At 62.5% G+C, this 12,336-nt stretch carries 15 protein-coding genes; 8 read left to right on the top strand and 7 right to left on the bottom strand.

The features are described from left to right. Window positions 1-69 precede the first annotated feature (69 nt). Window positions 70-876 carry a SirB1 family protein gene (locus PVV54_RS03945; RefSeq protein ID WP_274908692.1) on the top strand — a complete coding sequence of 269 codons (807 nt, stop codon included), beginning with the start codon at window positions 70-72 and terminating at the stop codon, window positions 874-876. Here PVV54_RS03945 and maiA read toward each other — a convergent pair. Genes maiA through hmgA form a run of 3 tightly spaced genes read right to left on the bottom strand, consistent with a single transcriptional unit; the run spans window position 870 to window position 4,098 of the window. Continuing rightward, entirely contained in the window at window positions 870-1,502 is a 633-nt protein-coding gene (gene maiA / locus PVV54_RS03940) for a maleylacetoacetate isomerase (RefSeq protein ID WP_274908691.1), read from the bottom strand. The genes PVV54_RS03945 and maiA overlap by 7 nt on opposite strands. Window positions 1,503-1,512: 10 nt before the next feature. Further along, window positions 1,513-2,805: a fumarylacetoacetase gene (gene fahA / locus PVV54_RS03935; RefSeq protein WP_274908690.1), complete on the bottom strand. Its 1,293-nt coding sequence runs from the start codon at window positions 2,803-2,805 to the stop codon at window positions 1,513-1,515. A 3-nt stretch (window positions 2,806-2,808) separates the two neighbouring features. Further along, a complete protein-coding gene (hmgA, locus tag PVV54_RS03930; protein ID WP_274908689.1) occupies window positions 2,809-4,098 on the bottom strand; it encodes a homogentisate 1,2-dioxygenase in 1,290 nt (429 codons plus the stop codon). A 114-nt stretch (window positions 4,099-4,212) separates the two neighbouring features. On the opposite strand from hmgA, the gene PVV54_RS03925 reads away from it, so the two are divergent. Beyond that, window positions 4,213-4,989, top strand: a complete 777-nt coding sequence (locus tag PVV54_RS03925) for an IclR family transcriptional regulator (RefSeq protein ID WP_274908688.1) — start codon at window positions 4,213-4,215, stop codon at window positions 4,987-4,989. Window positions 4,990-5,419: 430 nt separating this feature from the next. Here PVV54_RS03925 and PVV54_RS03920 read toward each other — a convergent pair whose 3' ends face one another. The 3 genes from PVV54_RS03920 to PVV54_RS03910 all read right to left on the bottom strand — a co-directional run bounded on the left by PVV54_RS03920 (window position 5,420) and on the right by PVV54_RS03910 (window position 8,019). Continuing rightward, the gene (locus tag PVV54_RS03920; RefSeq protein WP_274908687.1) at window positions 5,420-6,334 is read right to left on the bottom strand and encodes an SDR family oxidoreductase; all 915 of its coding nucleotides are present in this window, start codon (window positions 6,332-6,334) and stop codon (window positions 5,420-5,422) included. 115 nt (window positions 6,335-6,449) lie between these two features. Next, window positions 6,450-7,355 carry an alpha/beta fold hydrolase gene (locus PVV54_RS03915; protein ID WP_274908686.1) on the bottom strand — a complete coding sequence of 302 codons (906 nt, stop codon included), beginning with the start codon at window positions 7,353-7,355 and terminating at the stop codon, window positions 6,450-6,452. Window positions 7,356-7,563: 208 nt separating this feature from the next. After that, the gene (locus tag PVV54_RS03910; protein WP_274908685.1) at window positions 7,564-8,019 is read right to left on the bottom strand and encodes a flavodoxin; all 456 of its coding nucleotides are present in this window, start codon (window positions 8,017-8,019) and stop codon (window positions 7,564-7,566) included. A gap of 101 nt (window positions 8,020-8,120) precedes the next feature. On the opposite strand from PVV54_RS03910, the gene PVV54_RS03905 reads away from it, so the two are divergent. Further along, entirely contained in the window at window positions 8,121-8,549 is a 429-nt protein-coding gene (locus PVV54_RS03905) for a PAS domain S-box protein (RefSeq protein ID WP_274908684.1), read from the top strand. Window positions 8,550-8,608: 59 nt separating this feature from the next. Further along, window positions 8,609-9,226, top strand: a complete 618-nt coding sequence (locus PVV54_RS03900; protein ID WP_274908683.1) for a hypothetical protein — start codon at window positions 8,609-8,611, stop codon at window positions 9,224-9,226. On the opposite strand, the gene PVV54_RS03895 is transcribed toward PVV54_RS03900, so the two are convergent. Next, a complete protein-coding gene (locus PVV54_RS03895; RefSeq protein WP_274908682.1) occupies window positions 9,211-10,143 on the bottom strand; it encodes a MerR family transcriptional regulator in 933 nt (310 codons plus the stop codon). The genes PVV54_RS03900 and PVV54_RS03895 overlap by 16 nt on opposite strands. A gap of 218 nt (window positions 10,144-10,361) precedes the next feature. On the opposite strand from PVV54_RS03895, the gene PVV54_RS03890 reads away from it, so the two are divergent. From PVV54_RS03890 to PVV54_RS03875, 4 genes are all read left to right on the top strand, one after another. Then, window positions 10,362-10,922: an antibiotic biosynthesis monooxygenase gene (locus tag PVV54_RS03890; RefSeq protein ID WP_274908681.1), complete on the top strand. Its 561-nt coding sequence runs from the start codon at window positions 10,362-10,364 to the stop codon at window positions 10,920-10,922. A gap of 71 nt (window positions 10,923-10,993) precedes the next feature. After that, entirely contained in the window at window positions 10,994-11,686 is a 693-nt protein-coding gene (gene folM / locus PVV54_RS03885) for a dihydromonapterin reductase (protein ID WP_274908680.1), read from the top strand. Between the two features lie 9 nt (window positions 11,687-11,695). Continuing rightward, on the top strand, window positions 11,696-11,992 hold the full coding sequence (locus PVV54_RS03880) for a DUF1244 domain-containing protein (protein ID WP_274908679.1): 297 nt from the start codon (window positions 11,696-11,698) through the stop codon (window positions 11,990-11,992). Further along, window positions 11,985-12,326 (top strand): HopJ type III effector protein, encoded by a 342-nt coding sequence (locus PVV54_RS03875; RefSeq protein WP_274908678.1) that lies wholly within the window; start codon window positions 11,985-11,987, stop codon window positions 12,324-12,326. The genes PVV54_RS03880 and PVV54_RS03875 overlap by 8 nt, the downstream gene beginning before the upstream one ends. Window positions 12,327-12,336: the final 10 nt, after the last annotated feature.

The following is a 12,336-nucleotide window of genomic DNA, read 5'->3' as shown; positions in this document are numbered from 1 at the left end:
CCGCACGGGCAGACCACTGGACGAATACCGGCGCTGCAGCTATTACTCAAGCGTGTGCGGAGAATCCCGATGAACCCACGTCAAGCTTGCCTGGCCTGCCTGGAGCGCGAGCCGGTCGCCCTGCTGGAAGCCGCATTGTGGATGGCTGTGGAGCATGATCGAAAGGTCGAGCCCGCAATCAGCCTTGCGCTGCTGCATGACCTGCAAAGGGACGTCAGCACCAGCCTGCCGATGCTGCCATTGAACGAACTGGCCCAGCCACTGCTGCGCCAGATGAACGCGCTGGGCTTTCAACAAGACGAATACCACCCGCTGCGCCCTCAGGCGGCATTGATGGACAAGGTGCTGCAACGCCGCCGTGGCCAACCGCTGACACTGGCAATCATCGCGCTGGAACTGGCCCGGCGGTTGTCCATTCCGCTGCAAGGCGTGTGTTTCCCCGGGCATTTTCTGTTGCGGGTGCCGGGTGCTGACCATTTGCTGGACCCGTGCGGCGGCCGGCGGTTGTACCCCAATGATTGCCGTGAGCTGCTCGCTCGCCGGTTTGGGCCGCACGTAGCGCTTACCGCCGACCACCTGCGCACGGCCACGCCCACACAGATGCTCCAGCGGCTGTCTCGCAACCTGCGCCAGTTGCACATCAGCAATGACAACCACCTGGCCGCATTGATCGACGCCGAGCGGGTGATGCAACTGGGGCCAGTGCAGGTCAGCGATTACATGACCCGCGCATCACTTTATCAACACCTCGACTGCCCCCAGGCCGAACGCTTCGACTTGGAGCACGCCCTGCTACTGACCGATGACCCGGCGCAACGCCTGAAGCTGTCTGAGCGAATCGGCAAGCTACCGGCGGCCAACCGTTCGCTTCATTGAGCAGGCGTATCCGGCTGGTTGGCCGGGTGAGCCAGGGCAAACGCCGGTTGCTCAGCCGCCAGCGCTGCCACCCGGCGAATGCGCGGGTAGCCGCTGAGGTCGATGTTGAAGCGCTCTGCGGCATATAGCTGTGGGATCAGGTATACATCCGCCAACCCCGGTTCATTGCCGAAACAAAAACCGTGGTTGCCGATCAGTTGCTCGACCGCCGCCAGGCCCTGTTCGATCCAGTGGCCTATCCATTGATTGACCTGCTGGTCGTCATGGCCAAGCTGGCGCAGCTGGTTGAGCACACTGACATTGTGTAGCGGGTGCACATCACAACCGATGATGGCCGCCACACCACGTACCTTGGCCCGCGCTATCGGCTCGGCCGGCAACAAGGCCGGCTGTGGATAAGCCTCTTCGAGAAACTCGATGATGGCGGGCGATTGCACCAGCAGGTCACCGCCCTCGGTACGCAACGCGGGAACCCGGCCCTGCGGGTTCACCCGTGCATACGCTTCGCCGCGCTGTTCGCCCTTGAGCAGGTTCACCGGCAGCGACTGGTAGGCCAGCCCCTTGAGCGCCAGTGCGATCCGCACCCGGTACGACGATGTGGAACGGTAGTAGGTATACAGCTCCATGGCCCGCCCCTCAGTTGGCTGCGATGATCTTGCCTCGGCATTCGCCGAAGCCGATGCTCGCCACACCCTCGCGTTTGCAACGGGCGCGCAGGATGATTTCGTCACCGTCCTCCAGGAACTTGCGCACTTCGCCGCTGGCCAGTTCGACCGGGTGCTTGCCGCCCACGGTGGTTTCCAGCAGGCTGCCGAACGAATCCGGCGTGGCACCGGACAAGGTGCCCGAGCCGAACAGGTCGCCGGGTTGCAGCTGGCAACCGTTGACGCTGTGATGGGCAATCAGTTGGGCCACGGTCCAGTACATGTTCAGGGTATTGCTCAACGCCAGGCGTTGGGCCGGCAGCCCTTGCTCGCGCATGCGCTCGGTCAGCAGCAGCACTTCCAGCTCAATGTCGAAAGCCCCGCGGGCTTGGTCACGCGGATCCAGCAGGTACGGCAACGGCTGCGGGTCGCCCTCAGGGCGCGCTGGCTGGGCGCAGCGGAACGGCTCCAGCGCTTCAGCGGTAACCACCCACGGCGACAGGCTGGTGATGAAGCTTTTGGACAGGAACGGCCCCAGCGGCTGGTATTCCCAGGCCTGGATGTCCCGCGCCGACCAGTCGTTGAGCAGGCACAGGCCAGCCAGGTGCTCATCCGCTTCGGCAATTGGAATGGCCTGGCCCATTTCGTTGCCTTGACCAACCCAGATGCCCAGTTCCAGTTCGTAGTCCAGGCGCGCGCAGGGGCCAAAAGTGGGTTCGGTGTGCCCGGCGGGCAACGTCTGGCCCTTGGGCCGCCGCACATCGGTGCCGGATGGGCGCAGAGTGGATGCGCGCCCGTGGTAACCGATCGGCACGTACTTGTAGTTGGGCAGCAGCGGGTTGTCGGGGCGGAACAGCTTGCCAACGTTGGTGGCGTGCTGAATGCCTACGTAGAAATCGGTGTAGTCGCCGACCTTGGCCGGCAGATGCAGCTGGCAGCCACTGGCAGGATAAAGCGCAGCGTTCAGCGCGGCCTGGTGCTCGCTGCCCTCGCCCAGCAACGCTTGCAGGCGCTCGCGCAGGGCAACCCGTGCAGTGCGGCCAAGGGCGAAAAAGGCATTCAGCGCACCGCCACGCGTAGCCTCCACGGCGGCTTTGGCCTGCCCATCGAACAACCCGGCAGCCAGCACGGCCTCCAGGTCGAGAATGGCATCGCCGATGGCCACACCACAACGCTGCGCCTCGCCCGGGCGGCTGAAAATGCCCAGCGGCAGGTTCTGCAGCGGGAAGTCGCTATGCCCGTTGGCGTGCTCGACCCAACTGCGGGCAATGGCGGTCTGGTTCATGGGTTATCTCCGATTCGGGTTGAAGGTGCTCGGCAAGGTGGCCCAGCAACTATCGTAGTCGGCCTGCAATTGCGGGCAGTCGAGGGCCTGCTGGCTCGGGCGCAGCACCTGGCTGGTCTCGAACATGAAGGCCATGGTGTTGTCGATCTTGTGCGGCGCAAGCTCGGCGGCAATGGCCTTTTCGCAAGTTTCGGCATCGGGCCCGTGGGCACTCATTACCCCGTGCAGCGAGGCGCCGCCGGGCAGGAAACCTTCTGCCTTGGCATCGTAAGCGCCACTGATCAGCCCCATGAACTCGTTCATCAGGTTGCGGTGGAACCACGGCGGGCGGAAGGTGTTTTCGGCCACCATCCAGCGCGGCGGGAAGATCACGAAATCCATGTTGGCCAGGCCATGCACACTGGTTGGCGAGGTGAGCACGGTGAAAATCGACGGGTCGGGGTGGTCGAAGCTCACCGTACCGAGGGTATTGAAGCAACGCAGATCGTATTTGTACGGCACGTTGCTGCCATGCCAGGCAACCACGTCCAGCGGCGAATGCTGAAGCTCGCAGGCCCAGTGTTCGCCCAGGAATTTCTGCACCAGTTGCACCGGGCCGTTCACTTCTTCGTAGTGCGCCACCGGGGTGAGGAAATCACGCGGGTTGGCCAGGCCGTTGCTGCCGATGGGGCCGAGGTCCGGCAGGCGCAGCGGGGCGCCATGGTTTTCGGCGATGTAGCCGCGTGCTTCGCCGTCAAGCAGTTCAACGCGAAACTTCATGCCGCGCGGTATCACCGCGATCTCCAGCGGCCCAAGCTCCAGCAACCCGAGTTCGGTGGCAATGCGCAGTCGCCCTTGCTCCGGCACCACCAGCAACTCACCATCGGCATTGAAGAATACCCGCTCCATGGAGCGGTTGGCGCGGTAGATGTAGATGCTCACACCCGCCGGTTTTTCCGCCGCCGCATTGGCCACCATGGGCATCCAGCCCTCGATGAAATCGGTGGGTTCAGACGGTATCGGCTGCGGGCTCCAGCGCAAGCGGTTTGGCGTGGCAGGGCCCACGGGGCCAGCCAGTGGCTGACGCGCCAGGCGCTCGAAACGCGGGTGCAGGGCCGAGGGGCGGATGCGGTACAGCCAGGTGCGCCGCAGTTCGCTGCGGGCCATGGTGAACGCCGTGCCCGACAGCAATTCGGCGTACAGCCCGTAGGGCGCCTTTTGCGGGGAGTTCTGCCCCACCGGCAGGGCGCCGGGCAAAGCCTCACTGGCAAATTCGTTGCCGAAGCCGCTCAGGTACTGAAGGTCGCGGTTCATCGATGCCTCCGGATTTTGTTTTTATCATAATCTGATTACGAATAACGTAATTTGCTCACTTGCAGGCGTCAAGTTATAAAGGCGCCACTCGCGATATTCGGAAGCGTCCTACCCATGGTCAAAGCCAGCGCCGACAACGGCAAACAGAAAGTCCGCTCGGCGGAAGTCGGCACCGACATCCTCAAGGCGCTTGCCGAACTTTCCCCCTCTACGTCCTTGTCGCGCCTGGCCGAACACGTGCAAATGCCAGCCAGCAAGGTGCATCGTTACCTGCAGGCCCTGATTGCCAGCGGCTTCGCCGAGCAGGATGCGGCCACCAATCACTACGGGTTGGGGCGTGAAGCGTTGCGCGTGGGCATGGCTGCGCTGGGCAGCATCGATGTGCTCAAAGTGGCGGCGATGCCACTTTCGCAGCTGCGCGACGAGCTCAATGAAAGCTGCTTTATCGCCGTCTGGGGCAACCAGGGAGCAACGGTCGTCAGCATCGAGCCCGCCGTGCGTGCGGTGACTGTGGTTACCCAGATCGGTTCGGTACTGCCGCTGCTGAGTTCGTCCACGGGGCTGGTGTTTGCGGCGCATCTGCCGGAGCGCGAAACACGGGAACTGCGCGACCGCGAGCTGGCCGCGCTGCAACAAAGCGCACGCGATTACGACGAGTTGCTCAACGGTATCCGCGAGCGCGGGTTGCACCATGTGCACGGCTTGCTGATGCCGGGCGTGGATGCGCTGTCCGCACCGGTATTCAACGCCATGGGGCAAATCGCGGCGGTGATGACCGTGGTGGGGCCGACGTCGATCTTCCATGCCGATGAACATGGGCCGGCAGCCCAGCAGTTGCTGGCGGCAACACGCGAAGTCAGCTGGCGTATGGGTTACGCGCCAAAGGCCTGACGCACTATTGCCCGAAACGTAAAGGTGAATGTCACAAGGGGCTATTTTTCCCGTTGGATCAAGCGCTTATGCTTTGATCACTGGCCGGCATGAAGGGCACTACCCCCCGCTTCTTCAGGCCCGCGAGGTTCACCGACGTTGATTTTGAAGCTCCTTGATCTAACGTCTCGATTGGCCGCTGCGATTGCAGCGGCCTTTTTTATGCCTGTGAGATTTGTGTCGCCAGCTCGGGCTCTTCGCGGTGCAATCGGCGGCCCGAACCGCAGCAAACTCGAGAGCGGTGGTGCTGTTTGGCGAGTACTCCCGCGATGACCTCAGATACCTGTAGGAGCGGCTTCAGCCGCGAACACCGGCGAAGCCGGTGCCATGCACGGCGTCGCCAGCTTCGCGGATAAATCCGCTCCTACAGGGGGGAAACACCGAACTGAAATCAGCCCGTGGGATATAGCTGCAGATTGGCCATCATCTGCTGCAGGGCCTGCACACTGTCCAGTGGGTGCACTGCCCCGCCAAAGTCGCCGATCTGGGCCCAGTTGTCCGCCAACTGCTCTGGGGTAAAACCTGCATGCGGGTCAAACCCAACGCCCAGGCTGCGCTCCCAACGCACTTTGCCCACCCAGCCACCGCCCACCTCGAACAACTCACCCGTGTCCTGGCACAAATCACTCCCCAGATAAACCACCAGCGGGCTGACCAGCTCTGGCTTGAGGCGCTCGAACACTTGCTGCGGGATCAGGCCTTCGGTCATGCGTGTACCACCGGTGGGCGCAATCGCGTTGACCAAAACGCCATGCTTGCGGCCTTCGATGGCCAGGGTGCGGGTCAGGCCGTACAGCCCCAGCTTGGCCATGCCATAGTTGGCCTGGCCGAAGTTGCCATAAATGCCGGAAGTGGATGATGTGAAGATCACCCGCCCCCAGTTCTGCTCGCGCATGTGCGGCCACGCCGCGTGCGTTACCTTGAAAGCGCCTTCGACGTGAACCTTGTAGACCAGGTCCCAATCACCATCGTCCATCTTGTGGAAGCTTTTGTCGCGCAGGATGCCGGCATTGTTCACCACCACATCAACGCGGCCGAAACTGTCCAGTGCCTGTTCGACGATGCGCCCGCCATCCGTTACGGAGTCATGGTTGGCCACTGCCTCACCGCCAGCAGCGCGTATTTCGGCCACCACGCGATCCGCTGCCGAAGCATTGGCACCTTGGCCCTGGGCCGAGCCGCCAAGGTCGTTGACCACTACCTTGGCGCCACGCGCAGCAAAAAGCAGCGCATGGGCGCGGCCAAGGCCACCACCGGCCCCCGTGACGATTACCACACGGTCTTGCAAACGTACCGGCTCGCTCATGCCCATGGCTCCTGGTCAGGTTGAATGCGTCGAGTGTCCGCCAGCGCCAGCCAGCGGACAATCAAGCTCACCCGGGCTGAATGCCGGGCGATAACGCGGGACGATAATCGCCCGGTCAGGACCAGGCGACTTTCTGGGGCAGGTAGCTCAAAGGCTGTTCACGGAACGCCAGGTAGTGGCGCAGCACCTGTACCGGTGCTTCGGTGTGCGGGTAATGGCCGATACCCTGCAGTTGAATGGTGTCGGGGTTAGGCACCAGTTGCCGATAGCGCTCGACCATACGCGCCCCGGAAACCGGGTCGACCACACCGTTGATGAAACGCAGCGGCACTTCATCATGCAGCAAGGCCCCAACCCAACGTTCCCGGTGCCGGACACGCTCCGGCAGGTAGCCCATCAGCTTGTGCAGGATGCGTGTACCTCGGTTGGCGGCAACCAGGCTCCAGCAGTCATCCAGCGCACTTTCGCTGGGGTGCGTGCAGGGCCCGTAAATCTGGGAAACATTGCGCACCAGGTCATCCCGCCCGAACGAGCGGCTTACCAGCCAGCCCAGGCGGCTGAGCAACAGTCGCTGCACCAGCAACACCTGGCCTGCCTCCGGGAATAGCCCGCTGTTGAGGAATACGCAGCTGGCAATGTCGGCGCGCAGTTCATGGTGCCGCGCCAGCAACTCCTGAGCCACGCTGCCGCCGTAGTCATGGGCCAGCAGGTGCACCGGCTGGTCGACCTGCAGATGGCGCAGCAGCGCCTGTTGCAGGTCGGCCTGCTCCATCAGGCTGTAATGATGATTGAGCGGTTTGGCCGAGTCGCCAAAGCCGAGCATGTCACATGCCACGACCTTGAAGCGCTGTGCCAGCGGCGCCCAGAGGAAATGCCAATCCCAACTGGCTGTCGGGAATCCATGCAACAGAAGCAGAGGCTCTCCTTGCCCTGCGGTCCAGTAGCGGATGCTCTGGCCCCGGAATGAAAAACTTTGTCCCCGGGTACGCCAGACGCGCAATGGAATCTCGGCCAAAGGCATCAGAGTCGTCCCGGTTGGAGGGTGATGAAGGAATAGGGCAAGGCTGCGGTCATTGCATGTCACCTCGGCACTTTCATGTGCTCTCTATGTCGAGGTGAAGTCTAGTCAGCAGCCTTTGCGGTGAAACTTGCGTTGCCAGCCAGCTTGATGACCGAGCGAGTCACTGGCACGAATGGTCACGGCTATGGACGCCAACGCAACTGAATGTTCAGGCCTTCAACGCTTGGGCCAACTCAGCCAGCCACGGCTCGGCATCAGCTTCAGGGGTCACGGTCTCGCTGGCGTCAAGGCGCAGCATCGGCAGCACTTCGTGCACACCCAGCTCGGCAAACAGTTCACGCATCTGCTCGCCGCCACCGCAGTAGGTGTCGCCGTAGCTGGAGTCGCCCAGTGCGATCACCGCCCCGGGCAGGCCGCGCCAGGCAGCCGGCAGGGTATCGCGGATGGTGCTGTACAGCGGCATCAGGTTATCTGGCAGTTCACCCATGCCTGTTGTGGAAGTTACGGCCAACAGGGCTTGGGGGGCAAAACCTTCGAGGTCCTGCTGGGTGGCGCGGGCGGCGTGCCAGGCTTCGAAGCCCGCCGCCTTGAGCAGCGACTCGGCATGGCGGGCAACTTCTTCGGCGGTGCCATACACCGAACCGGAAATAATGGCGACTTTCATCGGGCAGAGGATTCCGAAACTGAGTGAAAACGTAGGATACTAGCATCCGGCGGTGGCAAAAGGCCGCCTCTACCAAAGTCCCCTCCCCCAATGGCCCGGACATGATCAACGCACAACTGCTGCAATCCATGGTCGATGCTTCCAACGACGGGATTGTGGTCGCCGAACAGGAAGGTGACGACACAATCCTGATCTACGTGAACGCTGCCTTCGAGCGCCTGACCGGCTACAGCCGTGATGAAATCCTCTACCAGGATTGCCGCTTTCTGCAGGCTGATGACCGTGACCAGCTTGGCCGTGCGCGCATTCGCAAGGCCCTTGTGGAAGGCCGCCCGTGCCGGGAAGTGCTGCGCAACTACCGCAAGGACGGCAGCGCATTCTGGAACGAGCTCTCGATCACCCCGGTCAAGAACGGCGCAGATCAACGCACATATTTCATCGGTATCCAGAAAGACGTCAGCCGCCAGGTGGAACTTGAGCGCGAGCTGGCGGAACTGCACGCTCGTCGGAATTCCGACGAACGCCCCTGAACCAAGTACGCACGGCACGGTCCATCCCGTTGAAGAAATCGCCACCACCGAGTTCGATCATGCAAGCCGATGCACTCCTGACTCAGGACGAACTGGATTTCATCCAGGATATGCAGCACTCACCGCAGTTGAATGTGGCCGACCCGATGTCGAGCCTGCGCGTCAACGGCGATCGCCGTATCCAATCGTTGCTGACCCGCCTGGTCGCCAACGAGCAGGTTACGTTGCAGGCGCAGTTCAATAACCAGCAGATCAGCTTCCCGCTGCAACTGGTGGAAGACGAGTTCCACGCCCTGCACCTGCAAATCGGCTCACCGGAAATCTACGAAGACGGCCCCATGCTGCGCCCTTGGCGCCTGTCGATGGACCAGCCGAGCGCGCTGCTCGATGCGCATGGCAAGCCGGCCGGCTTGCTGGTACGTGATATTTCCTTCAAAGGCGCACTGGTGGAGGTTCGTGGCCTTGCAGAAGCCCCGCCGCGCTTCGACCTGCGCTTCGCACCTGGCGGCATCCCCGCCATCAACCTGCGCGGCAGGCTGCGCCGGCGCATCGGCCCGGACCTTGCGGCTTACGACCTCAGCCGCAGCCCGGCCGAAGAGATCGAACGCCTGCGTGAGTACATCCTTCAGGCCCATCGCCGGGCGCACCCCGAATTGCACGCTCAGGTATCGAGCTGACCCGCCAGGTACTGTCGCAACCGCCGGCGCATCAACTCAGGTTCTGCCCCAAGGCACGCTACCGGGCTACCCGCCAGGTTCAGCTGAGCCATTTCGGCCCCCTCGCCGGCCAGCAACAATGGGCAATGGAGCCCACCCGCCAGCCGGATCAGGCGTTTGCTCAATTCGACAGTGGGGGCATGGTTGGAGAACAGGATCAGCGCATCCGGCCTGATGCGCTCGCTGATCAGTGTCAGCTCTTCCAGCGGCTGCCCCGGCATGAGTACGGTCACGCCGAATTCCTTGCCGCTGATCAGCAACCCGGATACCAACAGCTCCAGCTCCAGACATTGCCCTGGGAGCGGCGCCAGCAGTAAATGACAGCTTCGCATCTGACGTATCAATTGCAGGCGCAAGTGCACTCGCCCACGCAGAAACTGATCAAGGAATAACCATTCACTGGCCTGCCCGAAGGTGTTCTGCCCGGCAGCCAGCTCATGCCAAACAGGCATGCAGACCTCGGTGAACACTTGGTCCTGACCCATGGCCGCGACTACCTGATCAAACAGCCGGTCCAGCCCGATGGCATCGAAGCGTTGCACGGCGTCGCTCAGTTGCGTCTGCCATTGCAGGGCACAGCCGACCGCCGCTGCATCCTGAACATGTGCCTGGCCGCGGGCAAGAATGCTGCCAACCTTGCTGACGGCAACGCCGCGCTCCAGCCAACCGAGAATGCGCCGCACATCGTCGATATCGGCCTGGGAATACAGGCGGTGGCCGCTGTCGGTGCGGGTTGGCTGGATCAACCCGTAACGGCGCTCCCAGGCGCGCAAGGTCACGGCATTGACCCCGGTCAGCCGGGAAACTTCGCGAATCGGGAACAGGCCCTGGCGCTCAAGGCTTGCCTCGATGTCCGTGTTACGTCCCTGTTTGTTCATCTGCACTGGTTAACCTGTGCGCGGTTATTGAACGCGCATTCTACTACGACGAGCCCGACCAAAGGCGAGCAAGCGTTTGCTACCAGATATTCCCGGCAGGAAGCATTTGCCGGATAATCCGCGCCCGATTCTTGCATGCCTGCCAGTGTCGCCCACCACCCCGGGCGACACAGCCAAGGGGTCAGCTACCCGCCAGCCCCGCCGCCAGGAGATACACAATGTCTACCCCTCCCGTCACACTGATGGTGTCACGCCGCGCCGCCCACGGCCGTTATCAAGACCTGCTGGCCTGGCTACATGAAGGCGAGCAACTGGCCACCGACTTCCCCGGCTACCTCGGTTCGGGCATCCTCGCGCCGCCCAGTGACAGCGACGAATTTCAGATCATTTTCCGCTTCTGCGATGAACCAACCCTGCATGCCTGGGAACACTCAGCCTCCCGACGTGCCTGGTTGCAGCGAGGCAACGGCCTGTTCAGGCGCCCCAAAGAGAGGCGAGCTACAGGTATTGACGACTGGTTTGGCACCAGCTCGGTGCAAAAACCTCCGCGCTGGAAGCAGGCGGTGGCCATCTGGCTGGCGTTTTTCCCGGTCTCGTTGCTCTTCAATGTGCTTTTCGGCCATTGGCTTTCCGGGCTGGAACTGGTGCCTCGCATCATGCTCAGCACGCTGGCCCTGACCCCGCTGATGGTTTACCTGTTCATCCCGCTGTCCACCCGCCTGTTAAGCAGCTGGCTGCACGCCACGCCCGCCGCGGACAACGTGCTACGCAGCCGCTGAAGCCCCGCAAAAAGCGCGACTTCGGGTATGCTGGGCGGCAACGACAGACCGCACAAGTTGACCGCCCGCACATGAACAGCCCAATCCTCGTTACCGGAGCCAGCCAGCGCGTGGGGCTGGCCCTGGCCCTCGAACTGGCCCAGGCCGGCCACACGGTGATCAGTGCCAGCCGCAGCCTTCAACCGCAGTCCCCGCACCCGAATATCGTGCAGTTTCAGGCCGACCTCTGCCAGGCGGCAGATCGCCAGGCGCTGATCGACCACGTGCAGCAGCATTACGACGGCCTGCGCGCCATCATCCATAACGCGTCGCTGTGGCTCGACGACGGGCTCGACAACCTCGAGACCATGTTCCGCCTGCACGTAGAGGCGCCGTACCACCTCAACCTCGCGCTCGGCGCCATGCTGAACAAGGTCGACAAGGCCGACATCATTCACATCTGCGACGAAACGTCCTCTCGCGGCAGCAAAAGCCACATCGGCTACGCCGCTACCAAGGCCGCGCTGCAGAACATGGTGCTGTCATTTGCTGAAAAGTACGCGCCCAAGGTGCACGTCAACGGTATCCTGCCGGGCCTGCTCATCCTCAAGGAAGGTGGTGACGAGGCCTACCGCCAGCAAACCCTGAAAAAGGCCCTGCTGGAATTCGAACCCGGCGCCGGGCCACTGATCGACACGGTCAAATACCTGCTCGCCAGCCAGTACAGCACCGGCAGCCAAGTGGTCATCAACGGTGGCCGCCACCTCAAGAATCGCATGACCTGAGAGACGCCCATGACCCCGCAACAACAGCTCGAACTCGAAGCCGCCGCGTTCCGGCGCCTGGTCGAACACCTGCAAAAGCGCACCGACGTGCAGAACATCGACCTGATGAACCTCTCCGGCTTCTGCCGCAACTGCCTGTCCAAATGGTACAAGGCGGCTGCCGATGAGCATCAGGTCGACATCAGCCTGGATGATGCCCGCGAAGCGGTGTATGGCATGCCCTACGCCGAGTGGAAAGCCCAGTACCAGAAAGAAGCCAGCGCCGACCAACAAGCGGCGTTTGAAAAAGGAAAACCACGTGACTGATCTGAATACCTTCCGCACAAGCCTGGCCAGCGGCGAGCATGCCTTTGCCGATACTTTGGCATTCATTGCCGCCAACTACAGCTACCAGCCGCAAGCCTTCAACAACGGTGGTGTTGAAAATGCTGCCGGGCAGAACGAAGGCTCGTGCAAAACCCTGGGGCTGGCCTTGCTCGAAGGCCTGACAGATCAAGAAGCATTGCTGGCGTTTGGTGAGCACTACCGTGACGTGGTTGCCACGCCCGAGGGCAGCGACCATGGCAACATCCGTGCGTTGATCAAGCATGGCCTGGCGGGCGTTAAATTCGCCGGGCAGCCACTGCAGCGCCTGGCCTGACGGCCCTTTC

The organism is Pseudomonas sp. PSKL.D1 (genome assembly GCF_028898945.1).
Lineage (GTDB): Bacteria > Pseudomonadota > Gammaproteobacteria > Pseudomonadales > Pseudomonadaceae > Aquipseudomonas.
The sequence above is the reverse complement of the archived record's forward strand: the minus strand, read 5'-3'. Positions and strand labels throughout refer to the sequence as shown.